Annotated in this window: 21 protein-coding genes; 9 read left to right on the top strand and 12 right to left on the bottom strand. The window is 62.8% G+C overall.

Annotated elements, in window-relative coordinates; genetic code table 11:
- Window positions 1-21 precede the first annotated feature (21 nt).
- Together JTF07_RS17850 and JTF07_RS17855 are read right to left on the bottom strand one after the other, a co-directional pair.
- Window positions 22-807 (bottom strand): acetoin reductase, encoded by a 786-nt coding sequence (locus JTF07_RS17850; RefSeq protein ID WP_143924451.1) that lies wholly within the window; start codon window positions 805-807, stop codon window positions 22-24.
- A 125-nt stretch (window positions 808-932) separates the two neighbouring features.
- A complete protein-coding gene (locus tag JTF07_RS17855; protein ID WP_204235542.1) occupies window positions 933-1,691 on the bottom strand; it encodes an IclR family transcriptional regulator in 759 nt (252 codons plus the stop codon).
- Window positions 1,692-1,828: 137 nt separating this feature from the next.
- Here JTF07_RS17855 and JTF07_RS17860 point away from each other — a divergent pair, with 137 nt between their 5' ends.
- The 8 genes from JTF07_RS17860 (at window position 1,829) to JTF07_RS17895 (ending at window position 12,528) form a co-directional block, all read left to right on the top strand.
- Window positions 1,829-2,404 carry a hypothetical protein gene (locus JTF07_RS17860; protein WP_204235543.1) on the top strand — a complete coding sequence of 192 codons (576 nt, stop codon included), beginning with the start codon at window positions 1,829-1,831 and terminating at the stop codon, window positions 2,402-2,404.
- Entirely contained in the window at window positions 2,404-4,005 is a 1,602-nt protein-coding gene (locus JTF07_RS17865; RefSeq protein WP_204235604.1) for a GMC family oxidoreductase, read from the top strand. Before JTF07_RS17860 ends, JTF07_RS17865 begins: the two co-directional genes overlap by 1 nt.
- Before the next feature lie 11 nt (window positions 4,006-4,016).
- Window positions 4,017-6,887 carry an FAD-binding and (Fe-S)-binding domain-containing protein gene (locus JTF07_RS17870; RefSeq protein WP_204235544.1) on the top strand — a complete coding sequence of 957 codons (2,871 nt, stop codon included), beginning with the start codon at window positions 4,017-4,019 and terminating at the stop codon, window positions 6,885-6,887.
- Window positions 6,888-7,002: 115 nt separating this feature from the next.
- Window positions 7,003-7,761 (top strand): HpcH/HpaI aldolase family protein, encoded by a 759-nt coding sequence (locus tag JTF07_RS17875; protein ID WP_204235545.1) that lies wholly within the window; start codon window positions 7,003-7,005, stop codon window positions 7,759-7,761.
- 284 nt (window positions 7,762-8,045) lie between these two features.
- On the top strand, window positions 8,046-8,903 hold the full coding sequence (locus JTF07_RS17880) for an ABC transporter permease (RefSeq protein WP_143924456.1): 858 nt from the start codon (window positions 8,046-8,048) through the stop codon (window positions 8,901-8,903).
- 20 nt (window positions 8,904-8,923) lie between these two features.
- Entirely contained in the window at window positions 8,924-9,943 is a 1,020-nt protein-coding gene (locus JTF07_RS17885) for an ABC transporter substrate-binding protein (protein WP_204235546.1), read from the top strand.
- A 13-nt stretch (window positions 9,944-9,956) separates the two neighbouring features.
- A complete protein-coding gene (locus JTF07_RS17890) occupies window positions 9,957-10,736 on the top strand; it encodes an ABC transporter ATP-binding protein (RefSeq protein WP_143924458.1) in 780 nt (259 codons plus the stop codon).
- Window positions 10,737-10,878: 142 nt separating this feature from the next.
- On the top strand, window positions 10,879-12,528 hold the full coding sequence (locus JTF07_RS17895; RefSeq protein WP_204235547.1) for a M24 family metallopeptidase: 1,650 nt from the start codon (window positions 10,879-10,881) through the stop codon (window positions 12,526-12,528).
- Window positions 12,529-12,687: 159 nt separating this feature from the next.
- On the opposite strand, the gene JTF07_RS17900 is transcribed toward JTF07_RS17895, so the two are convergent.
- The 10 genes from JTF07_RS17900 to JTF07_RS17940 form a co-directional block, all read right to left on the bottom strand.
- Window positions 12,688-14,841 (bottom strand): aldehyde dehydrogenase family protein, encoded by a 2,154-nt coding sequence (locus JTF07_RS17900; protein WP_204235548.1) that lies wholly within the window; start codon window positions 14,839-14,841, stop codon window positions 12,688-12,690.
- A gap of 122 nt (window positions 14,842-14,963) precedes the next feature.
- Complete coding sequence (kdgD, locus tag JTF07_RS17905; protein WP_204235549.1) at window positions 14,964-15,911, bottom strand: 5-dehydro-4-deoxyglucarate dehydratase; 948 nt, start codon at window positions 15,909-15,911, stop codon at window positions 14,964-14,966.
- Between the two features lie 106 nt (window positions 15,912-16,017).
- Window positions 16,018-16,896 carry a LysR family transcriptional regulator gene (locus JTF07_RS17910; protein WP_204235550.1) on the bottom strand — a complete coding sequence of 293 codons (879 nt, stop codon included), beginning with the start codon at window positions 16,894-16,896 and terminating at the stop codon, window positions 16,018-16,020.
- Between the two features lie 68 nt (window positions 16,897-16,964).
- A complete protein-coding gene (locus JTF07_RS17915; RefSeq protein ID WP_204235551.1) occupies window positions 16,965-18,083 on the bottom strand; it encodes an alcohol dehydrogenase catalytic domain-containing protein in 1,119 nt (372 codons plus the stop codon).
- The gene (locus tag JTF07_RS17920) at window positions 18,080-18,787 is read right to left on the bottom strand and encodes a phosphonatase-like hydrolase (RefSeq protein ID WP_204235552.1); all 708 of its coding nucleotides are present in this window, start codon (window positions 18,785-18,787) and stop codon (window positions 18,080-18,082) included. Before JTF07_RS17920 ends, JTF07_RS17915 begins: the two co-directional genes overlap by 4 nt.
- An 83-nt stretch (window positions 18,788-18,870) precedes the next feature.
- Window positions 18,871-20,550, bottom strand: coding sequence for a phosphonate ABC transporter, permease protein PhnE (gene phnE, locus JTF07_RS17925; protein WP_204235553.1), 1,680 nt, complete (start codon window positions 20,548-20,550; stop codon window positions 18,871-18,873).
- Window positions 20,550-21,095 (bottom strand): ATP-binding cassette domain-containing protein, encoded by a 546-nt coding sequence (locus JTF07_RS20975; RefSeq protein WP_353844009.1) that lies wholly within the window; start codon window positions 21,093-21,095, stop codon window positions 20,550-20,552. Before JTF07_RS20975 ends, phnE begins: the two co-directional genes overlap by 1 nt.
- Window positions 21,095-21,508, bottom strand: a complete 414-nt coding sequence (locus JTF07_RS20980; RefSeq protein ID WP_353844010.1) for an ATP-binding cassette domain-containing protein — start codon at window positions 21,506-21,508, stop codon at window positions 21,095-21,097. Before JTF07_RS20980 ends, JTF07_RS20975 begins: the two co-directional genes overlap by 1 nt.
- 11 nt (window positions 21,509-21,519) lie before the next feature.
- Window positions 21,520-22,461 carry a phosphate/phosphite/phosphonate ABC transporter substrate-binding protein gene (locus JTF07_RS17935; RefSeq protein ID WP_204235554.1) on the bottom strand — a complete coding sequence of 314 codons (942 nt, stop codon included), beginning with the start codon at window positions 22,459-22,461 and terminating at the stop codon, window positions 21,520-21,522.
- Between the two features lie 89 nt (window positions 22,462-22,550).
- Window positions 22,551-23,735, bottom strand: a complete 1,185-nt coding sequence (locus JTF07_RS17940; RefSeq protein WP_204235555.1) for a TIGR03364 family FAD-dependent oxidoreductase — start codon at window positions 23,733-23,735, stop codon at window positions 22,551-22,553.
- 205 nt (window positions 23,736-23,940) lie between these two features.
- On the opposite strand from JTF07_RS17940, the gene JTF07_RS17945 reads away from it, so the two are divergent.
- Complete coding sequence (locus JTF07_RS17945; protein WP_204235556.1) at window positions 23,941-24,708, top strand: GntR family transcriptional regulator; 768 nt, start codon at window positions 23,941-23,943, stop codon at window positions 24,706-24,708.
- The last annotated feature ends 53 nt before the right edge of the window (window positions 24,709-24,761 follow it).

A 24,761-nucleotide genomic window follows, 5' to 3' on the forward strand; every position in this document is an offset into this window, starting at 1 on the left:
CTGGTGTAGGCGCGGTGTGTCTCAGGAGAACTGCATGCCGCCGTCGACGAGCATGGTCTGGCCGGTGATGTAGTCCGAGTCCTCGCTGGATAGGAACGACACGAGGTTCGCGACATCCTCGGGAACCGATACACGTCCGAGAAGGATGTCTCCCGCGTACTTCTTGATTGCTTCCCCTTTGGCCAATCCCTCCTGTTCTCCGAGCTTCTCATCGATGAGATCCCACATCGAGGTTCCCACGATGCCCGGACCGTAGGCGTTGACGGTGATCCCGTGTTTCGCCCATTCCATCGCGGCGCCCTGCGTCAGTCCGCGCACGGCCCATTTGGTGGCCGAATAGGGTGAGAGCAGCGCGAACGGGCGGAAGGCGACGATCGATGCGGCGCCGATGATCTTTCCGCCGTTGCCCTGTTCGATCATCTGCTTGGCAGCGGCCTGGTAGGACAGGAACACGCCGGTGATGTTGACGTTGAGGATCTTTTCGAAATCCTCTTTCGAGTAGTCGATGAGGGGTTCGACCTGAGCGATGCCGGCATTGGCCACGAAGACGTCGAGCTTTCCGCCCACCTCGACGGCGGTGGCCACGAGTGCTTCCACCGAGGCCTGATCGGTGACGTCGACCTCGGCTCCGGTGGCTTTGCCGCCGGCGGCTTTGATGGTCGCCGCCGTCTCCTGTACTCCCTCCTGCATGGTGGGAAGGTCTGCCACGATGACGTGGTGTCCATCGGCGCCGAGGCGTTGTGCGATGCCCTGTCCGATTCCTCGTGCTGATCCAGTGACGACAGCGACGCTGGTGGTCGTGCTCATTGTTGTGCTCCTTCGTGTCTCGTCGTTGAGTAAGCACGATCATTCTGTGCACGAGCGTGTCCAGGAGAATACGGTCCTTCTCATGTGGCGAGAAACTTAGGTCGCCGAGGTGGCGAGTCGGCTTCTCAGCGGGCACCGCCGCGCAGATATCGCGAGCACATCCCCGCGTGCTCGCGCAGTGCGGTGTCGAACGTCTTCGCGCGTCCCGTCGCCTTGCTCGAAGGAGTGCTGATCGCGATGGCTCCGACCTGCATGCCTGTGCCGTTGTGGACGGGCACCGCAGCGCAGGTCTGGCGCGGCAGGAACTCGTCGTGTTCCCAGGCGATGCCGCGTGTGGCCACCTCATTGAGATGGGTGTCGAGCAGGTCCCTGCGTACGATCGTGTGCGGCGTGAGCACGGGCATCCCGCGGGCATCGAGATACTCGGTGCGCTGCGTCTCCGGCATGGCTGAGAGCAGGATCTTGCCGAAGGCGGTGGCATGCGCGGCCTCGTTGAAGCCGAAGCGAAGCGGGCGGAGGCGGGGATGCTTCTCGCAGTCGGAAGAGTAGGTCAGCAGGATGTCCGACCCCCGGTAGATCGCAAAATAGGCGGCCGTGCCCAAGCTGCGATGCAGCTCATCGGTGATCTGACGGATGGGCTGAGGAGCTATGAGGCGCTGTTGGAATGACAATCCGAGTTCAAAGCACTTCGGTCCGAGTTCGAAGCTCTTGTCTTCCTTCAGGTAGACGAGGTAGCTGCAGTCTTCGAGTTCATGGAGCAGGCGATAGACGGTGGGCAGAGGGATCTCGAGACGGTCGGCCACGGTCTTCGCTGAGGCGCTTCCAGAGGAGGACACTGCCTCGAGTACGGAGAAGACCCTGTTGATGACGGTGCTGTTCGACATTCGCGCTCCAATGTTTATCGTCTCGTGAGAATAAGGATAGTGCTCGGTGGTCCAGTTCACATAAGTTGCTTCTGACCGGTTCGGCAAAGGTGCCCGGATCCCCCGGGGCACCAGCAGAGGAGCAAAGGAGCACCCACATGGCATTCCCTGCCAAATTTCCGTCGCTGAACGCGATGGAGATGACCGATGAGGCCCGACAGACTCTTGTCAGAGTGCTGAGAGTGGCATTTCCACATGAGAATTTTCCTGATGGCCCGTACGAACGGACTGCCGACAAGATCCTTGTCGAAGCCGACGCCGAGACCTGGTTTCGGGTGGCTCTCATCCAAGGACTGCAGTCACTTGACCAGCTCTCCGACAAGAGCTTCTGCTCACTGGGTGACGATGAAGCACTGCGGGTGCTGCGCCGGGTCGAAGGCACGGAGTTCTTCGGGTTCGTCCGCCGCACCGCAGCGCTCGGTCTCTACGACGATGAAGAGGTGTGGGAGATCCTGGGATACCAAGGACCGTCGTTCGACCTGGGCGGCTATGTCCATCGAGGATTCAACGATCTGGACTGGCTGCCCGAACCGCGCATCATCTATCCGGAGGGCGAGGACCTGCCGGAACTCGGTCCAGGTGCACACCTGGGACCGCAGACGGTCAACGTGGCAGACGAATCGACGAATCAGCCGAGCGCTGAGCAGGCCGAAATGGGCGAGGTGAAGAAATGATGGCAGCGAAACCAGCGTCCGGTGGCAGTGTCACCGGCTACAGCATCGACAAGAACGACGAAGCAGTCGTCATCATCGGATCCGGTGCCGGAGGTGGCACGCTCGCGTATGAGCTGACGGCCAAGGGAATTCCCGTCGTCGTCCTCGAAGCAGGTCCCCATCTGGGACATGACGATTACGTCAACAACGAATGGGAAGCGTTCAACCAGATGGCCTGGCTGGATCCGCGGACGACGACCGGATCGTGGCGAATCGCGCAGGACTTCCCCAACCTGCCGGCATGGATCGTCAAAGCCGTCGGAGGCACGACGACCCACTGGTCCGGAGCCACCCCGCGTTTCAAGAATCATGAGTTCCGTGCCCGCAGCGTCTATGGACGCATCGAAGGAGCCAATCTCCTCGACTGGCCGATCACACTCGAAGAAATGGCGCCGTACTACGACCGAGCCGAGAAATCGATGGGCTCGACACACGTCCACGGACGTCCGCCCCTGCCGGCGAACAACAACTACAAGGTCTTCGCCAACGGCGCCAAGGAGGTCGGGTACCGTTACTACGCCACTGGCCCCTATGCGACCAATGCCGAGGAATACGATGGTCGTCCCGCTTCGATCCAGGATGGCTTCAACTTCCAGGGAGACAAGAACAAGTCGAAATGGTCGACCCTGGTCAGAGAGATCCCACGAGCAGCGGAGACGGGCCTGCTCGATCTCCGTCCCGATTCTCAGGCCGTCCAGATCACCCATGATTCAGGAGGGAAGGCCGACGCCGTCCTCTACCTCGACGGGGAAGGAAATCTGCAGCGTCAGGCCGCCAAGCTGGTGTGCGTGGCCGGAAACTCGATCGAAACGTCCAGGCTGCTGCTCCTCTCCGGCACACCGAGCTTCCCCGACGGGCTCGCGAACTCCTCGGGACAGGTGGGGCGAAACTACATGCGCCACCTCACCGGGACAGTGTGGGGGCACTTCGACAAGCCCGTGCGAATGTACCGGGGTGAGACCATGGCCGGCGTCATCGCCGACGAGTCGATCCACGATCCCGACCGTGGATTCGCAGGGGGCTACTACATGGAGACGATCTCACTGGGCCCGGCCTTCATGTCGGCATTCGTCGAGCCCGGCGCCTGGGGTCCTGACTTCGCCGCGCTCATGGATCGCTACCTCAACACGGCTGGCATGTGGATCGTCGGAGAGGACCTGCCGCAGGAGTCCAACCGGATCACACTGAACACCACAGTCAAGGATCAGCACGGTCTTCCCGTACCGAACGTCCACTACGACGATCACGCGAACGACCTGGCAATGCGCGAGCACGGCTACGCTGCAGGCGAGAGCGTCTACAGGGCGGTCGGGGCGCAGACCTCGCATCGGACACCGCCGTATCCGTCGACGCACAATCTGGGCACCGCGAGAATGAGCGAACGACCTGAGGACGGCGTGGTCGACAAATGGGGTCGCTCCCATGATGTGAAGAACCTCTTCATCTCCGACGGTTCGGTCTTCACCTCAAGCGCGGCGGCCAATCCGACTCTGACCATCGTCGCACTGGCGATCCGGCAGGCGGAATACATCGCCGAACAGCTGCGGACCCAGCAGCTTTAGGAAGGAACCACATGTCCCTGCTTTCTCCCGCCGACACGGGACTCATCGATCATCTGCGGGCCGCAGCTGATGAGGTCGGCACCCGCGCCAGCGACCGGCTGGCCGCCGCACACGACGCTTCCCACTACCTGTTGACACCGCAGGCCGTGGTGAAGCCGAGGAGCCGTGAGGAGGTGGCGGCACTGTTCTCGGCCTCATGGCAGAGCAGAGTGCCGATGACCTTCCGCTCCGGTGGGACCAGCCTGTCCGGGCAGTCCGTCTCGGACGGGGTGCTCGTCGACACGAGAAGGCATTTCAGGGACATCGACGTCCTCGACGACGGTGCCCGGGTCCGCTGCGGACCCGGGGCCGTGGTCAGGGCTGTGAACGCGCGGCTGCTGCGGCATGGGCGGAAACTGGGGCCGGACCCGGCCAGCGAGATTGCCTGCACCATCGGAGGAGTCGTCGCTAACAACTCCTCCGGCATGGCCTGCGGGATCGAAGCGAACACCTATCGGACGCTTGACTCGCTCGTGCTCGTCCTTCCCAGCGGAACCGTTCTCGACACCTCGGCGGCAGACGCTGATGAGCAGCTGCGGAGACGGGAACCAGCTATCCACGCGGGTCTGCTCGAACTCCGCGATCGGGTCCGGACCGACACCGAGGCGGTCGCGCGGATCACGCAGCTCCACTCCATCAAGAACACCATGGGCTACGGCCTCAACTCGTTCCTCGACCACGACGATCCGGTGCGCATCCTCGAACATCTGGTCATCGGCAGCGAGGGCACACTCGCCTTCGTCGCCGAGGCGACCTTCCGCACGGTGCCGCTGATGGCCCACGCCTCGACAGGTCTGCTCGTCTTCGACGATCTGCCCACGGCCACCTCGGTGCTCCCGGAGATCATCGCCACCGGTGCTGCCACCGTTGAGCTCCTCGACGCTACGAGTCTGCGGGTCGCCCAACGAGACGAGAAATGTCCGGAGGAGATCCGTGGCCTCGACGTGGGCTCGCACTGCGCGCTGCTCGTCGAATTCCAGGAGAAGACTGAGGCAGGCCTCGGCCGGGTCGTGTCTGCGGCGCTGCCGGTCTTCGAAGCATTCTCACTGAGCCGACCAGCCGAGCTCACGATCGATCCGCGACGGCGATCGGCGCTGTGGCACACCCGCAAAGGGCTGTTCACAGCCGTCGCCGGCAACCGTCCCTCTGGGACCGCGGCACTGCTCGAGGACATCGCTGTCCCGGTCGACCGCCTCGGCGAGACCTGCACTGATCTGAGCGAGTTGTTCGAGCAATACGACTACGCCGATGCCGTGATCTTCGGGCACGCGAAAGACGGCAACATCCACTTCATGATCACCGAGGAATTCGGGAGCGGGACCGGCGGCGAGGACTTCGACCTCGACCGGTACGCGGCATTCACCGAGGAGATGGTCGACCTTGTCCTCTCACGTGGGGGAACGCTCAAGGCCGAACACGGCACGGGGCGGATCATGGCACCGTTCGTCAGGCGCCAGGTCGGTGACGACCTCTACGCAGTGATGACACGGGTCAAGGAGCTGGTCGATCCGCAGTCCCTGCTCAACCCGGGTGTCCTGCTCAGCGACGACCCGAAGGCGCATCTGCGCGATCTCAAGACCACCCCGACCACAGAAGCGGAGGTCGATCGCTGCGTCGAATGCGGGTACTGCGAACCGGTGTGTCCGAGTCGCGATCTCACCCTGACCCCGCGTGAACGCATCGTTCTGCGACGCGAGATCACCCGCGCCGAGGCGGCAGGGGACGAGGAGCTGACCCGGACGCTGCGCAGCGAGTACGACTACGACGGGATCGACACCTGCGCCGTCGACGGCATGTGCCAGACGGCGTGCCCGGTCTTCATCAACACCGGGGATCTTGTGCGCAGACTGCGGCAGGAGAACACGAACGCGATCGAAGAGACCGGCTGGAACGCCGCCGCCAAGGCGTGGGGGCTGGTCAGCTCGGTGGGGGGAGTGGCATTAAGCTCCGCGAAGGCGATGCCTGTACCGCTGCCAGCGGCGGCCACGGGCATTGCTCGCAGGCTTCTGGGTGATGACACTGTGCCCAGCTATTCTGCTGATCTTCCGGCCGGAGGCACTAAGCGTGTGGCCGTCTCGGCGTCGAATCCGGACGTCGTGTGGTTCTCCAGCTGTACGAACACGATGTTCGGGCCCGAAGACGGCGGCAGCGGTGATGGGGTTGCCGGTGCCTTCCGTCGCCTGTGCGAACGCGCCGGGATCTCGCTGCGCACGCCACGGGGCATTCCCTCCTTGTGCTGCGGCACCCCGTGGAAGTCGAAGGGGATGGCCGAGGGGTATGCCACGATGGGCAAGTATGTCCGCAGAGAACTGTGGGAGGCCACCGATGGCGGCCGAATCGCCGTCGTCTGCGATGCGTCCTCATGCACAGAGGGGTTGCGGGTGCTTCTCAGTGACGCGAGGGACGGGGCCGAGGCGGCGGAGGAATTCGAGATCATCGATGCAGTGGCCTTCGCCAAGCAGACGCTGCTCCCTGCACTGCAGGACCGAGGTGTGCTCTCGACCGAGCATCGTCTGCCGTCGATCACTCTCCACCCGACATGCTCCTCGACCCAACTGGGAATCAACGAGGACCTGACAGCGCTCGCCGGATCCATCGCCGATGAGGTCAGCGTGCCCGATTCCTGGGGGTGCTGTGCCTTCGCTGGGGACCGGGGGATGCTCCATCCCGAACTCACCGCCTCGGCGACGAAGGACGAGGCGGCCGAGGTCGAATCGATCGGCGCGGACGTTCACGCTTCGACGAATCGGACGTGTGAGATCGGGATGACACGGGCGACGGGGAAGCCGTATCGCCACATCCTCGAAGCACTCGACGATCTTGTGGAAGCAAGCAGTGCATGACACTGTGCGGGTTCCATGCGGATCTGGTTCTGCTGTTGATCCGACCAGACGCCAGGTATGATCCGGATGCCGGTCATACCTGGCGTCAGAGTGGTCGGTGTGATTCGATGCACATATGACTGAAGCATTGAAAACACATCGCGCTCGCCTCGCCGCTGGAGAGGTCTACAACGGACTGTGGATGATGTCGACGAGTCAGGAGCTCGCGAAGATCGGATCGGCCGCAGGGTATGACTATGTGTGCCTCGACATGCAGCACGGCTTCACCCGTCCCACAGATATCCTGCGGCTCACAGATGCCATCCGTGCCAGCGGATCCGCCCTGGTCACTGCCCGGGTTGCGGCGAACCGCTTCACAGAGATCGGGATGCTCGCCGATGCCGGAGTTGAAGCCGTCATCGTTCCGTTGGTCTCCTCCGTCGCTGACGCCGAGGCGGCAGCTGCTGCACTCGACTACCCGAGCCGAGGCGGCGACCGCTCCTGGGGCCCGACCGCCGAGCTCATGCATGATGCGGTGCAGGACACTCGTGACGAGCGCCCACTGCTCTTCGTCATGATCGAGAACAGGGAGGGCCTGGCCAACGTCGAGAAGATCTGTGAGGTTCCCGGAATCGACGGTGTCTACATCGGACCGGCCGACCTCGCCTTCGCAGTCGACTCGCTCCCCGGGCAGTCAAACGACGCCCACGCCGAGGCCGTCGCTCGGATCCGCACAGCAGTTGATGCAGCCGGTGTCATCCCAGGCATCCACTGCGGTGATGGTGCGGAGGCCAGGACTCGCAAGGAACAGGGCTTCCGGTTCATCACCTCGGCGGGGGACATCGGTGCTGCCGGACGTGCCTTCCGGGAGGACTTGGCGACAGCGCGGGGCTGAGCGTCCGTGCTTCTTGCGTAACACATGTTGGAGGTCGGGGATTTCGGATTTGCGATCCGGGGCCCCGACCTCCTTCTGTCATCTCTGAAATGCGTGATGAGCCATGCAAAAGCGACGCCACGAGACTCAATGCTCAATCATTCCTTCAGGGTATTGAAAAATGCGAAAACAATCTTGGACATGCATCGTTACGTCACGAATACTGGAATGCATCACAGTAGTTCCACGTCAAAAATGCACTGCCAATGTCGTTCATGGACCAGGACCCAATGGAGGGATCGCCGATGACAACCACACCTCGCATCGAAGCCGATGCAGTTCAACACGTGGAAGCCGGCCCACCACCGGTGAGTCCGCCGAAACCGCCGAAGCAGTCCCTGATCAAGTCTGAGTCAGTCTCTGCAGGCATCAAAGCAGTCGTGGGGCTCGCTGCGCTGTTCGCGCTCTGGGAACTTGTGGTTGTCATCTTCGACTTCCCGAAGTATCTGCTGGTCGGTCCGATCTCTGCATTCGAGGAGCTTTTCACCAATCCTGGCTATTTCGCGGTCAATGCTCTGACTACCCTGCAAGAAGGCCTCGCGGGCTTCGCCCTCGGTACAGCGCTGGGTGTTCTGTGCGGGGCGCTGCTCTACTATGCCTCGTTCCTTCGGCCCTTCCTCTACCCGGCGCTCATCGCCATCGATACGATTCCGAAGGTCGCGCTGGCGCCCCTATTCATCGTGTGGTTCGGCTTCGGCTTCGAATCGAAGGCTTTTGTGGCCATGGCCATCGCATTCTTCCCGCTCGTCATCAATACATTCGACGGGCTGAATTCGGTGCCCAACGAACTTCAGGATCTGGCGCGTATCAACCGTGCATCGAAGTTGAAGAAGATGATGAAGATCGACTTCATCTATGCGCTCCCTTCGATCTTCACCGGCGCGAAGATCTCAATCTCGCTTGCCGTCGGCGGTGCGGTCGTCGGTGAGTTCATTGCGGGTTCCAAGGGACTCGGTTACGTCATTCTGCTGGCCAACGCCCAGGTGGACCTGCCGTCGATGTTCGCAGCCTTCATTGTTCTTGCAGCCATTGCTCTTCTGCTCTTCTTCATCATCGACCTCGTGTCGAAGAAGTTGCTGCCATGGAAGAACTACACGAAATGAGGCACGGAACGATGCATATCATGAAGAAGCTTCTTGTTGCTCCGCTCCTCCTTTCCGTCGTGGGTCTGGCAGCTTGTGCACCCGAGGACGGCCTCGACGACTTCAACCTCATGGTCGACGTCGCCTATCTGCCCAAGCACGCACCGTTCTTCGCCGCCGAGGCGCAGGGATTCTTTGAAGAAGAAGGTTTCGACGTCTCGCTCATGCCCGGGTCGGGTTCGACGAACACGGTGACCTCGGTCGAGACGGGTCGAGTCGACGCCGGTTGGGCCGATTTCGGCGCCACGATCCTCAGCCAGGGCAAAGGGGCACACGTCAAACAGGTGAACCTGCTCCAGGCGCGCTCGGCCTATGCGACGATTGCCCTCGAAAGCTCAGGTATCAAATCCTGGGAGGACATGAAGGGCAAAACCGTCGCCACAGAAGGTGCCGGAGCCATGACGGCCATGTGGCCACTCGCAATCGAGCGGAGCGGACTCAAAGAGGAAGACGTCAACGTCGTCCACGCGACAGGTGAGTCGAAGATACCCGGCCTTCTGGCAGACCGGTGGGATGCCAACCTTGCCCTCTACGTGTCGGATGAGCCAGCGCTCATGGCGCTGGGCGAGAAGGCGGCCATACTCAAATGGTCCGATGTGGGAATCGACCTCTACGGCAACGGAATCGTGGTCTCAGACGACGCTCTCGCCAACGAGCCTGAACGAGTCAAGAAGTTCAACAGGGCCATGCAGAAGGGGTTCCTCTGGGCATGTGAGAATCCAGAGCAGACCGCCGAAGACTTCACAAAGGAAGTCCAGGGCTATGAAGCAGACACTGTGACCTATGCGCTCAAGTCTCAGTGCGGACTCAACTGGGCCACCGGAGAGGCCGATGATCAGTTCGGCACGATGAGTGACGACGGCGTCCAGCAGATGCTCACCGTGGCCACCGACTTCCTGGGCCTCGAAGATTCTACCGAGCTCACGGTCGATGACATCTATTCCAATGACTACATCGATCCGATTCGCCACGACGAAGACGTAGCGGCCCCCACCAAGTGAATGGAGAACCACCATGACCGCTGATTACGCGATCTCAGTCAATAACGTCGGTAAGACCTACACCTCTCGAGACGGTCAGGAGAACGTGGTCCTCAAAGATCTCGATTTCCACGTCAACCCCGGAGAGTTCGTCTCGATCGTCGGGCAGTCAGGCAGTGGAAAGACCACACTGCTCAATACCATCTCCGGACTTCAAGAGGCCACGGAGGGAGAGATCCTCATCCGTGGTCGCGAGATCAGCGAGGCTCTCAAGGATATTGGCATGGTGTTTCAGAGCCCGGTGCTCCTGCCATGGCGCAACAACCTCGATAACGTGCTGTTGCCGTTGGAGTTTCGTGATGCCGTCACCCCGGAGTCCAAGGACTATGCCATGGAACTGCTGCACATGGTCGGACTTGGGGAGAAGGCGACCCGATACTCCTACGAACTCAGCGGCGGCATGCAGCAGCGAGTCGCCATCTGTCGGGCATTGGTTTCGCGTCCGGAGATCCTGCTCATGGATGAGCCCTTCGGTGCCCTCGACGCCATGACACGCGATTCGATGAATTTCGAGATCCAACGCATTTGGCGCCGTACGGGCTGCAGTGTCCTCTTCGTCACCCACAGCATCTCCGAAGCGGTGTGGTTGGGGGACCGCGTTGTGGTTGTCGGTGACCGTCCCGGACGCATCATCGCCGATGTCAAGATCGACATCGAGCGTCCGCGCGCGAAGGAGCACAAGTTCTCGGAGGACTTCGCCCACTATGTTGCGGAAATCGAATCCCACATCGGAGTGACGGCAGGAATCAGCTGAGCGGGCTGCCCGCCCAGCCTTCTCGGCCCGACGAACACACCTGACGGATGGCCGACCGTCCGAAATCCATTCGACTTCGGATGCCATTCGCACCGCAAGAGACGAACGAGTCTCACGAAACACATATGGAGTTGGATACACAATGATCAAACTGACAACAGACAAGACGCGCCTGGCGGATTCCTTCGGACTCGACGCCCAGAAGAGTCTGCTGTTCTCTGCGATTCGGCTTGATTCGAGCCCTCTGGTCGCCCCGATCGTCGCTGATACCTCCGAAGGTGAGGTTCTGCTCGTACGTCAGCAGGAACAGGGAAACGCGCTGTCCGCCGGAGTTCCGAAGGACCGAATGAGGTTCTATGCGCCATGGGTGACGATCGACCCGCGGATCGTTGCCGACACCCCCGCATCTGCGTCACTGACAACTCTGGTGGGCGAGCTGGCTGATGGCGAACAGGTCGGTCTTGCGTCCGACGTCGTCATGAAGCACTACTCGGCTCTATCGAAGAGCCTCGACGTCGTTGCCGATAAGCAGCCGACCACTCCGGTCGTGGCCTACGAGGTTGACACCGAGGCTGTGCTCGAACGGTTCGCACAGTGGCGCAGGCTCGGAGCCGACACGGCCAAGAGGCTCATTCAGGACGTCGACCATCTTTCAGGTCTCGCCAAGGAGATCCAGTCAGAGACCGATACCCGTTATGAGGCATTGCAGTCTCTGGCGACGAACGAGAGTCTCGACGCCGTCCTCATCTCCGCGCCCCCGAACTTCAGCGAAGTCGTCGGGGCTCGGCAGGGCGGGGACCAGCTGGCCCTATGGTCTGCACACGATGAAAAGCTCTATGTGCTCGCACCCGAAACCGCTCATGGCGTGGGAGGCACTCCGGTTGGTCGGTTCGCCGGGTACGGCGCCGGCGTCGTGGCACTTGCACACGGCACTCAGATCGGCGTCGAGGAAGAATGGATCCCGACCGGGCTGGTGCTGGAGCTGGAATCCGAAGGTGCCAACGTGAGCGAACTGTCGACTCCGCTCGGACACTGGCGAGACATCCGCGATCACGAAGATCTGGGATTCCAGGTCGTCGCTGCCAGGTGCAGCGTCTTCGCCATCGAGGAAGCGCTGAGCTGGGCCAAAGACTCTTTGGCAGCAGGCGAGGAATTCACCGAGCTGGATATCTATTCGCGTTACGTCGATAAGATCGTCGAGTTCCGGACGGACAATGCGATTCCCTTCGCGATCGAGCCCTATTTCACGAATCTGCATTCATCGAACCGGATGCTCTTCCCCGGGCCTCCGGTCGATTTCCCGATCAACAACGACACCAAGTGCATTCAGCTCGACGCCGGTGTGCGCATCACCTTCGACGGTGTCACCGTTGCGACATCTGACATGGCACGTTCCCTGCCGCGCACCGAGGGTGCGATACAGGCCTATGAGTTCTTCTTCGATGTCGTCCGTGAGGGCATCATCGGTCAGCTGAAGCCCGGGGTAGTCTGCGAGGACGTCCACGAAGGGACCTTGGACTACCTGGCACCTCACCTTGAGCGCATGGTTGAAATCGGAATGCTCGGAGAGGACGTGGACTTCAACACGGAGTACCGCAAGCGCAATGTCGGACACCTCATGGGCAAGCAGGAATCGTTCGCCAATGAACTGCGGCCCGGGTACAAGCACGTGCTGCAGGTCGGATCCTTCGGCGCAGCGGAGATTCCATGGCGCTATGGCGATGTCGCAATCGGCACGGAGGATCTCTGGTACGTCGGCAACGATCGCACGTATATCCTCTCGAAGCGCTGAGACAGGCTCCTCGCAGGCACAATAAGGCGGGCACTTCCGAATAGGAAGTGCCCGCCCATTGCGTTGAAAGTATGCGGGGCAGAATCTGTCACCAGGCAGCAAGGCACAAATGAAGCGGCCCGGCCGTGATATCGACCGGGCCGTTGTGCTGTTGTGCTCTCAGCCTTTGAGTTTGATGACTGCTTCGATCTCGACCGGTGAGTTCGCAGGGAGGCGGGGAACTCCCAGTGCGGTCCTTGCATGCCGGCCGGCTTCACCGAGTGCGTCGACGAGGAGCTTCGACGCACCCTCCGCGACGATCGGATGCTTGCTGAAGTCGGCGGGGCTGGCCACATAGACGTTGAGTTTGGCGATGCTCTCGACGTTCTCAAGACCGAGGTTCGTCTCCAGTTGAGCGATGAGGTTGACCGCGCACAGCTGAGCCGCTGCGATACCGTCCTCGACGCTCAGGTCGTCACCGACGACACCTTGGACCGGGACCTCACCGCCCTGCTTGGCGATCTGTCCCGAAACGAAGGCGAGATCCCCCGCGACGGTGACCGTCTTGTAGCTGTAACTGGCTGGGTTCGCCTCGGGAAGGTCGAACCCGAGATCGCCGAGGCGACGACGGACTCCCTCGGAGACGGACTCCCTCGCCGCGTTCGCCGGAGAGTCCCCTTGTTGGTCCCCACCCTGCCCGGGGGTGTACCTGCCATCGACGGCGCGACCGATTCTCCAGGGATTCGACTGCTGGAGAACTGACGGCAGAATCGCATCGGGAATGTTCTGATAGGCAACAGGCCGAAGGAAGCGCTCGATCGCGGTGGCACCCACCGAGGTGGTCTGGGGCGCCGAAGTCGCAGGGAACGGTCCGCCGTGGATCATCGCATGACCCACATCGACGCCGGTCGGCCAGCCGTTGACGATGATCCGACCGACTTTGAGCTCGAGCTCTGACACCAATGCGTTCGCAGTTGTGCTGTCCTGTTCGCTCATCTGCAGCGTCGCAGTCAGCTGTCCTTCGAGTTCCGTGACGACAGGTGCCAACTGGTCGGTGGTCTCGTAGCGCACGATGAGAGCGGCCGAACCGAAGATCTCATTCTGCAGCTGTGCGTTCGAGGTGAAGTCCTTGACCGAGACGGTGAAGACGGCGGGACCCGGGGCGTTGAGAGTCTTGCCGTCGGCTCCCTGTGCTAGTGCCGTGACGCCGGGTTGAGCCGCAAGCTGATCGACACCTCGCTGCCAAGCTTCGGCGATGGACGGGGTGAGCATCGTCTGCCCCGATGCTTCCGAGAACTCCTTCGCAATGTGCGTGGTCAGCGCGTCTCCTCGAGTGCCAGTGGGGACGAAGAGAATCCCTGGGGAGGTGCACAACTGACCCGAAGAACCGGTCACGGCCGTGAAGAACCCTCGGGCCACTTCGGCGACGTCATCTGCGATCGCACCGGGGAGCACGAAGACGGGGTTGATCGAGCTCATCTCCGCATACACGGGGACCGGCACTGGCCGCGCGGCGGCGGTGGCGGACAGAGCCAGACCCGCCGTCCTGGAGCCGGTGAATCCCACTGCAGCGATCCGAGGATCGGCTGCCAGCTGCTGGCCGACCTGCGCGCCGGAACCGTAGACAAGCGAGAAGACACCGGGGTTGAGATCATTGTCGGCAACGGCGCGGGAGATCGCTGCTCCGACCAGTTCGTTGGTGCCGGGGTGAGCGTTGTGCGCCTTGACGATGACTGGGCAGCCGGCGGCCAGTGCTGAAGCGGTGTCACCGCCTGCCGTGGAGAACGCGAGTGGGAAGTTGCTGGCTCCGAAGACGGCAACCGGCCCCAGCGGCACCTGACGCTGACGAATATCGGGTCGAGGCAGCGGTGCGCGATCCGGAAGCGCAGGATCAATGCGCACACCGTGGGCATCGCCGAGGAGGACGACCGATGCGAAGAGGCGCAGCTGATTGGCCGTCCTGGTGATTTCTCCGTTCAATCGTCCGGCGGGAAGTCCGGTCTCCTGGCCTGCCCGTTCGACGATGGCGTCTGCGGCGGCTTCGATGTTCACCGCAATGTCTGTGAGGAACTTCGCTCGGAGTGTGGGGGAGATGTTCCGGTAGGAGGCGAAGGCTGCGTGTGCCGTGGCGATGGCGGCAGAGACCTGCTCCTCGCTCAGAAGCGTGAACGCGGGTTCCAGTTCCTCACCGGTCGCAGGGTTTATCGCGCGTGCGGTCCCGCCCTCTCCAGGAGTCTTCGTGCCGGCGACGATCGAGGAGCCGGAGATCGACGGGGTTGAGATTGGCGCATCGGTGTTCGTTGTGGTCTTCGTGTCGGTGAGCTGAGTCGTCATGAGTGACCTCTTTTCGGTTGAGCGATATCGGCGCCGACCGGCTCAAGCCGATCGGCGCCGATGTGTGGTTGTGCAGCTGTATCGGTGGTTCTGGTGCGGTGGTGCCTGCAGTCTGGCGCAGGTCAGGCGACTGCGGAGGTGGTGCGGTCGAGTTGAATTCCGGCAGCAGCCATCACCTGTTCAAGATCCCGTAGGTCGGTCTGTGTGAGGTTCTGCAGGGGAGGCCGGACCGGGCCGCAGTCTCGACCGATGACCTTGAGGCCGCCCTTGACGATGGAGACGCCGTAGCCCGCGACACGATCTCGGATCTTCGAGTAGGGAAGCACGAATGAATTGAGCTTCTCCGTGACTGCAGCACGATCCTGGTGGCGGACCGCGGAGTAGAAGTCAAGCGCGAACTCAGGCGCGAAGTTGAACATCGCCGACGAGTAGGTGCTCATCCCGAGCTGGAGCAGAGGCAAGGCGTAGACCTCGGCTGTGGGCAGGCCGCCGAGGTAGAAGAGACGGTCGCCGGTACGGGCGTAGACCTTGGTCAGCTGTTCGATGTCACCGATGGCGTCCTTGAAGCCGATGAAGTTCTCATGGGTGTCGGCGAGTCGTTCGACGGTCTCAGGTGAGTAGACGGCGTTGGCTCGGTTGTAGACGATGACGCCGATTTTCGTGGCCGCACAGATGGCTGACACATGTTCGAAGAGGCCGTCTTGACTGCACTCGGTGAGGTAGGGCGGGAGGACGAGGAGGCCTTCGGCACCAACCGTCTCAGCGTCGATCGCATTCTGCACTGCTTGAGCGGTGGCCCCGCCGGCAGAGGCGAGCACCGGCACCTCCTGGCGGGAGGTCGAGACGGCCAAGCTGACGACTTCCTTGGCTTCAGCAGGGGTGAGACTGAAGCCCTCGCCGGTGCCGCCGGCCGCGAAGAGCCCAGCGACGTCGAAACTTGACTGCCAGGCGATGTGGTCGGTGTAGGCTTCGGCATCGATCGACAGCTCGGAGGTGAAGGCGGTTGCGGGGAAGGAGAGGAGGCCGTCCTTGAGGTGGTCGGCGAGTTCTTGAGGCAGGTAGTTGGCCACGGAATGACGTCCTTGTTAGTCGGGATGATGATCCCACTGTAGGAACGCCGAGTGATTCCTGTCCAAGATTATTTATATATGCATTGATGCCCTAAGGGTATTGCGTTTATTCGTCGCGGATGAGGCTGAGGACTTCCTTCAGTGCGGGGTTGCGCGACTCGGGATTCCAGATCGCGTGCAGCTCCACGACATCGCGCGGGGCGCCTCGCAGCGGCACGTATGTCACGCCTTCCACGCCGAGGCGAGCAGCAGATTCGGAGACGACGGCGATACCTCGGCCAGCGGCCACGAGGTTGACGATGGTGAGAATCTGGCTGAGGGAATGGGCGACCTCATTGGCCTCGACATCGATGTAGCGAACGGTGAGGTCGTAGAAGTATCGAGCTTTCGTGGCATCATGCATGAGCAGCTTCTGCCCGGAGATGTCCTTCGTCGCAATCGACTCCCGTGCGGCGAATTCGTGGTCCGACGGGACGGCGAGGACCAACTGTTCCGAGAGTACGAGGGCGGCGTTGATGGTCTCCGGTATTCTGCCCACCCGGCCCAGGCCGATGTCGATCCGCCCTTCCGACAGCGCCTTGATCTGCTCAGCCGTGACCATTTCGGCGATCTCGACGCTGACGCCTGGAAGTCGCTGCGCCAGAGTCGACACCAAACTTCCGAGGACGCCGAAGGTCGAGACCGCCGTACAGCCGATGGTGATCTGCCCCCACGATCCCTCGGCGATCTTCTGTGCACGCCGCGGCGCGCGTTCGACAGAGGCAAGCAGGCCGTAGGCCTCCGCGAGAAAGGCCTCGCCCGCTGGCGTCAGGGTCACCGTGCGGTTGTTGCGTTCGAAGAGATGGACACCGATGGATTTCTCGAGCTTCTGTATCTGCCGACTCAGCGGCGGCTGAGTCATATTGAGTTCCTCAGCGGCGCGTCCGAAGTGGAGATTTTCGGCCACAGCGATGAAGCCGGTGACCTGGGCTAGGGTGAACTGCATTGCTCGCTCGATTTCTTTCGGGGTCTCGTGCCGCTGCTGTTCTGCAGTGTATCCGCCGACCCCACCTCTCACCCGTCGATGTGCACCACGGTTCGCGGCCCCGGACTCGGCTCTGCAAACTCCTGAGCCAGTTCGGCCAACTCGATCGGGCCGCCAAGGATGTTCTCCCACGGCATATCACCGCCGTCAGTCGCCAGGAAGTCGACGGCTTCCTGCAGGTGGTGGGGTTCGAAGTTGTGCACACCCGTGACGGTGCGCCAACCTCGCACGAGCTGTTCGGGGCTGATCTCGATGTTCGGTCCCGGGCTCACGCTTCCGGCGAGAACTGCGGTACCGCCGATTCCCAGGCTGGCCACACAGCTCTCTACGCCCGAGGTGGTGCCGGAGAGTTCGAGTGCAACATCGACATCCGCGGGCATTTCGTCTTCCATGATCGTGCTCGCCCCGGCGAATAGGGCAAGATCCTGGCGCCGCGGCGTAGGGTCGAAGGCGAGCACCTCGGCGGCGCCGCGAGACTGGGCTGCGGCCACTGCGGTGAGCCCCAGCATTCCGAGTCCGTTGACGAAGACCCGGCGGCCTCGCAGATCCCCGGCGGCTTCCAGCATCGCCATGACGGTGGCCACGGCACACCCTGCTGTGGAGGCCACGGCGTCGGGCACCGAATCCGGCACCGCGACGGCTGCCACGCCGGCGGGCAGGTGGATGTGTGAGGCGTAGGTGCCGGACAGTGCCCAGCCGCCGTCGGTGGATTCGTGACCGACCTTGGCCACCGACTCGCATTTTGCGCTGAGTCCGCGCCTGCAGTTCTCGCATTCCCCGCACACCGAGGTGACAGAGAAGACCACGCGTTGGCCGAGCGGGAGGCCCGCCCGCGAATCTTCGACCACGCCGACGCCCTCGTGGCCGAGCACGGAGGGGCATGCTCCGGGGCGACGCCCGCGCACGGTGTGCCGGTCTGAGCCGCAGACGGTGGCAGTGGTCAGGCGGATGAGGCTCTCGCCCGCAGCAAGGTCGGGGCGGTCGAATGACCGAGTCTCGAATTGATCCCCGCCGAGCCAGACGACGGCCTGGACCGTGTCCGCGACGACCTCAACATTCGCAGGGGCCTTCGTCTTCGCTGAGGTGTCGGCCGGGGAAGACTGAACCGGGGACAGTGGCTGGACCTGCGATTGAACCTGCGCCGTCATTGGTTCGCCCCGGCTGAGATTGCGGCTGAAGACGGCAGGTCGGCCAGAGCGTCGGGAAGCTCCGCAGCGGAATCGAGAACGAGGTGGGCACCTTCGATGGCGAAGTACTTCCGGCTCAGGTGGCCGGTGAGCACGCCGACCGACGTGACTCCGGCGCGCAGGGCCGACTGCACATCCGCCGAGGTGTCGCCGACGCTGACGACCGCTGCCGTGTCCTCCACGCCGAGGTCCTTCATGACCTTCTCGATCATGTCGGGCGCCGGTCGACCGGCCTCGACCTCGTCGCCGCAGGCAGAAGCATCGAAGGTCGCGCCCTGTTCCCATCCCATGGAGGCGAAGATGAGATCGGCGATCTCTCGGGCGAACCCGGTCGTCAGGGCGACCTTGATGCCTTGTTCGCGCAGAGTCGTCAGTGCTTCCTCGATCCCGGGCAGAGGCTTCGGCGGATTGTCGGTATAGGTGCGGCGCAGCTCCTGCCGGAACCATTCCCAGGTCTTCTCGTGGAGTTCGTCATCGACGTCGACCCCTCCGAGGCGGAGCAGGTTTTCGATCGCCCACCTCTTCTCAGTGCCCATCCACTTCTGGAACACCTCGTCCGTGTAATTCGCACCTTCGCGTTCCGTGGCCTCCCGCAGAACGCGGTAGACCTCGTCTCGGTCGTCGATGGTGGTGCCGGCCATGTCGAATACGGCGAGTTCAATCATGGTGTTTCTCCTTCTGTGGTGGATCGATGCGTGTCTGTGGTGGATCAATGCGTGCAGGTGGGATGTGTGAGATGACGGGACTGTCAGCGGACGGCCTGGCGCAGCCACATCGACAGTGCTTCGACTGCGAGGACAACAGCGACCATGAGGATGAGCACCATGGTGACCACGTCGAACTGGTTGACCCGCGAAGCGTTGAGCAGCAGGAATCCGATGCCCCCGGCTCCGACGACTCCGAGGAGTGTGGCCGAGCGGATGTTGTTGTCGAGGAGGTACATCGTGTGAGCGACGAAAGCCGGTGCCGCCTGGCGCAGTGTGGCCGAGAAGAACACCTGTGCCTCACTGGCACCAGTCGCGCGCATTGCCTCTTGCACCTGGGTGTCCGTCTCCTCAAGCGAATCGGCGATGAGCTTCGAGAGCAGGCCGATCGCGCCGATGGACAGAGCCAGGGTGCCGGCGACCTCACCCAGGCCGGAGATGACGACGAAGATGATCGCGAGAATGAGCTCGGGAATGCCGCGCACTATCACGATGATCACCCTGAACGTCTGGTGCACATAGGCATTCGCCACGGCGTTGCGGGCGGCGAGGATGCCGATCGGTAGCGCGAGGACAGCGCCGATGAGTGTTGCCGCGAGCGAGATCTGGATAGTCACCAGCAGCGCCTCGACGAGGTTGGACATGGTCCCGCCGGTTGATGGCGGGAAGAACAGCGCCAGGGTCTTCGGTAGGTCGAGAAGCCCCTGCAGGAGTGCTGACCAGGACATATCCACGCGCCACAGGGCCGCAACAGTGACGATCAGGATCAGCGCAATCGAGAGGAAGCGCTTGAACCGGGCCGAACTCCACGGTGGTGTCAGATGGAGATCGTTGACACCCGATTCGCGACCGCGGTTGAACAGGCGATCGACCCAGGTGCCGCCGGTGATCCTCTGTCCGGCCGATCTCATCAGCGCTGCCCGGATCGCTCCCGAGAGCAGCTCGATGCCGATGCACAGCAGCAGGACCAGCACGGCCAGGGCCATGCCTCGCTGATAGTCAAGCGTGCGCAGGGAATCGGCGATCGCCAACCCGATTCCGCCCACGCCGACGTAGCCCAGAAGCACCGAGGTGCGCAGGTTGATGTCGAATCGGTGCAGCGCCGTCGCGATGAGCTGCGGCATCAGCGTCTGTGGAATGGCCGCCATGATCTGCTGCGCACGGCCGGCGCCGAGGGACTCCATGGACTCACGGGGGCCATCGTCGAGTTCCTCGATCGCATCGGCGTAGAGCTTGGCGATCATGCCGACTGAGTGGATGCCCATGGCGATGATTCCGGCGGTGGCTCCGAGGCCGAACATGCGCAGGAAGATGATCGCGAGCACCAGATCGGGGATGGCCCGAGCCAGCACGGTCAGAGCGCGCGCGACCCACTGCGAGGTGATTCCCCAGCGGGTCGGCCCGGCGGCGGCCAGAGACACCGGAATGGAGAGCGCGACAGAGAGCAGCGTGGCGAGGAAGACGATGGCCAAGGTCTCGAACACCAGCGAGAGAGTCTCTGGCACAGGCGGGAAGTCGAGAGGGAAGACGCGGGCAAGGAAGCGTCCCGCATTGTCGACGGAGTCGACGATGGTGCCCAGATCGATGCCGAGAGAACCGATCGACCACACGCCTCCGATGACCAGGACGATCATCACGAGCGCGGCGGAGATGCTTTGTCCGGTCGGACGCGGACGCGCCGGCGGCGTCGGAGCCTCGCGCGGGGTCTCGACGAGCGTGGGCATCAGCGAGTCACACCTGACGCGGCCGCGGGGCGCAATGCGCTGACATGATGTGAGGCGCTGACCCTGGGTGATGTGATCGTCGGGTCTGACGAATCGGAAGAGGACTCGGCGTCTGCTCGGGAACCGACCGCAGCCTCGGCGAGGTCCATTCCGGAGACGCTCGAATAGATCGTCGACGCCTCGTCGGCACTCAGGCCCTCAGTCGCGCGATCGAGGACCGCCTGCCCGGTGCGCAGACCGATGATCCGATCGGCGAACTCGATGGCCAGCTGGACCTGGTGGAGTGAGGCGATGACGGTGAGTTTGTCCTCTTCGGCGATCTGCCGCAGCAGGTTGATCACGTCGAGGGCCGAGACCGGATCCAGTGAGGCCACCGGTTCATCGGCCAACAGCACTGTGGGATGCTGCATGAGTGCGCGGGCGATGGCCACGCGCTGCTGCTGACCTCCGGAGAGAGTGTCCGCGCGCTGGTAGGCCCGATCGGCAAGACCGACACGGTCGAGCTTCTCGATGGCCTCTCTGCGCACGGACTTCGGGTACATCATCAGCGAGATGCGCGGCCCTTGAGCGAGCCGAGCTGTCCGGCGCAGACGTTCTCCAGCACAGACATCGGACCGACGAGGTTGAAGGACTGGAAGATCACGCCGATGTTCCGGCGCAGCTCCCGCAGTCCGCGTTTTCCTGTCGAATTCAGGTCGTGGCCCAGGACGCGCACCGTTCCCGAGGTGGGGGTGTGCAGGCCGTTGATGTGACGCAGGAGCGTCGACTTCCCCGATCCCGACAGCCCGAGCAGGACTGTGACCCTGCCGGCACGGAATCCGATGTTGACGTCGTCGAGCCCGAGGACTCCGCCGCCGAAGTCCTTGGTCACGTGGTCGAGCTGGACGGCGTAGATATCGTCGATCTCTCGCTGAAGTTCAGCGGTCTGAGTGGTGTTGGCATGTCGATGATTGCTCATGGGTGTCTCTCCTAGCCGACGTTCTTGCAGGCGTCTGCCTGGGTGGCGTCGCAGATGTCTCGGATGGAGTCGAAGTCGGAGTCATCGACAGGCTTATAGCCGTATTCGATCTCCTCGGGCAGGACGCAGTCGTCCTCGGAGGAGCAGACGCCGGCATCAACCATGGCCGGAATGTTCGCCTTCTCGCGCAGGACGGTCGTGATCTGCTGAGCCAGTTCAGGATCGAGGGATTCGTTGTTGACGGCGATCGGGTCCTCAGTGATGGGATCGGACTCCCACACCGGCTCCAGGCTGCCCGCCTTCACCTGCTCGGACTCTTCGAGGGTGCCCAACATGGTGTCGTGGGCGAAGGCCGCATCGCATTCTCCGGAGTCCAAGGACAGCAGCGAGGCGTCATGACCGCCGGTCAGTATCTGCTTCATGTCCTGCTCCATGTCGAGGCCCTCGTCCATGATCCCCTTCATCGGGACGAGGTAGCCGGAGGTGGAGGCCTTGTCGACGAAGCAGACGTTCTTGCCCTTGAGGTCCTTCAGGCTCGTGATGTCCGAGCCCTTCTTGACGTAGGCCAGAGACGTGTAGGCCGGGGCCGTGTCTGCGTCGTGAGTCGGAGCGGCTGCCGGTTCCATGTCGATGCCGGAGTCCTTGGCGATGACATAGGCGAACGGGCCGAATGAGGCGGCATCGATCTGGCCTGCGCGCATCCCCTCGATCACGGCCGCGTAGTCGGAGGCATTCTGGAACTCGACCTTCTTGCCGGTCTCCTCCTCGAGCAGAGCGGTGACGTTTTCGAAGGTCGACTCCAGCGTGGAGGAGGACTCGGCAGGGACGGCGGCGAAGGTGATGGTGTCGCCGTCGTCGCCGGAGGAGCCGCAGGCGGCCAGGAGCGGGAGGGCGAGTGCTGCGGCCGTGAGAGAGCGGACGGTGCGGGATCTGAAACGTGGGAACAGGGCCATGTGCGGCCTGCCTTTCGAGTGGTCGGGATGATCGCTTGGTGCCATTCTTCGACAACTCGAAACAACATGTCTATACAATTCGTGCCTGTTCACCGGTCGGACATGACAGCTTCACCGGCGGTTGGGGTGAGGGGAGATGAATGCGGTGCAGGTCTCGTTCCCGTCGCGGCTGTATCCCCGCCGAGGATGCGGTCCGCGATCCCGAAGGACAGTGTCATCCCGATGCCCGAGGTGACCACGGCGACCGTCGTCTGCTCATCGGGGCGCTCGAGGATCAGGTTGGTCTCGGTGCTGTCCGCATACTGGCCGAGCCACCGTTGGCGAACGACGGGTTCGGCGATGCCGAGCATGCTGGTGGCGCGCTCGAGCAGCAGGTTGCCGACGTGTTCGTCGATGAAGGGCTCAGGGCTGAGGGCATAGGCGTGGGAGTCGCCGATGAGCAGTCCGTCGGTGATGTCGGTGACCATGAGGTTGGCGATGACATCGACGAGCTCGGGTTGCCGCTGGGCGAGATCCTCGCGCAGAGCCGATGCCCCGGGCATTGCGGCGAAACCGTCGTAGCGGGCCAGTGAGGTGCCGGTGAGCATGGCGAACCCTGCGGGGGTCTGCGGCGGTCGCTCGATCAGGGACATGACGAGCGTGCAGATGCGCACCCCATGTGACTCGGCGATCCTGGGGAACAGGGAGGTGAGCTGGTAGCCGGGGCAGACGACGACCTGCTCACCGTGGACATCGCCCCGGTTGGTGGACACGGTGCCGCCGGCCACCTCGGTGACGGTGGTGTTCCAGGTGAAATCGACACCTTCACCGGCCAGCCAGTCGGCAATTGCGGGGGCAGCCCCACGCGGGTCGACCCGCATATCCAGGGGCAGGTGGGCCCCGCCGATCGCGCCCAGGCTCGGGTTCCCGATGGCCGCGGCCACCTCCTCGGCGCTGAGCATCGTTGCCTGTTCCGGGCTTCGGTGGTCGGCGAACTCCTGGAGGACGCGAAGCTCGGGTTCGGTCATGGCGGGGATGAAGGAACCGGTCTCTGCGGCCCAGATTCCGGTCGCGGCGGCGACCTCTCGCCAGCCGGCACGAGACGCCATGGCCAGGTCCTGGGCTGCGTCTGCCTGTCCGGTGAAGCACGCGTGTCCGAAGTTCTGGATGGATGAGCCCACAGGGCGAGCCGAGCGGTCGATGACATGGACCCTGCGGCCCTGCTGGTGTGCGCGGAATGCGGTGGCCAGGCCCAGGATTCCGGAGCCTACGATGATGAGATCTGATTTCGACATTCCCCCATCTTGGTCGCTTTCTGCCGTACGATGACTACATGTATGTACAAGTTTGATGATTGTTCATCTGAACGTGATGTCGACGATCCCGAGGAGCACTCTCGGTTCATTCGGCAGGAATAGGAAGTAGAGCAGAGCCCCGCTCGAACAGCAGCACAGTTGGAAGCACGTGTCCCCATCCCCGACCACGACGAGACCAGCACACATGACTCAGCAGCACACGCGACAGCAGCACGACGAGATCGCACATTACCTGCGAACGGCGATTCGTGAAGGCTATTTTCAGCCCGGGGACGAACTTCCCTCCGAGGCAGAGCTCACCCGGAAGTTCACCAGCTCCCGCGGCCCGGTTCGACAGGCGATGTCGACCCTGCGGACCGAAGGACTGATCTCCTCCGGGAGGGGGCGCCGGACGGTTGTCCTCGACAATGTGCCCACCCAATCCTTCGACGACATCATCTCGTTCTCCCAGTGGTGCCACAACGCCGATATCGTCCCGGGTCAGCGCACCCAGTGGGTCACTCGCAGGCCCGCCGAGAAGTCCTTGGCGGCGAGCCTGCGCATTCCCGACGGTGATCCGGTCGTCTCCGTGTTCCGGCTCCGCCTCATGGATGATGTGCCCACCATGGTCGAGCGTTTGAACTATCCCCTCGAGGTCGGGCGCCACGTGCTTGCCTTCGACACAGACTCAGGTTCGATCTACCAGGAACTCATCGACCAGGGCGTCGACATCAGCCGAACCTCACGGACCATCGATGCGATCGGAGCCAACGAGGACGACGCCGCTCTGCTCGAGGTTCCGGTCGGCACGCCGCTGCTGCGGGTTCGCCGACGCGCGTTCACGAGCGCCGGCGAACTGATCGAATCCTCGGACGACCGCTATCTTCCGTGGAAGGCCAGCTTCACGATGAACTCCACCAGGGGCAACCCCAGCTCGATGGCCCTGACATCGACCCACCTCGGCGACATCTGATGGTGAGGTTCTCGGAGTAGGCTGGCAGGACCGAACTGTCAGCTGGAAGGAAC

Source organism: Brevibacterium sp. RIT 803 (assembly GCF_016892625.1).
In the GTDB taxonomy this organism is placed as follows: domain Bacteria; phylum Actinomycetota; class Actinomycetes; order Actinomycetales; family Brevibacteriaceae; genus Brevibacterium.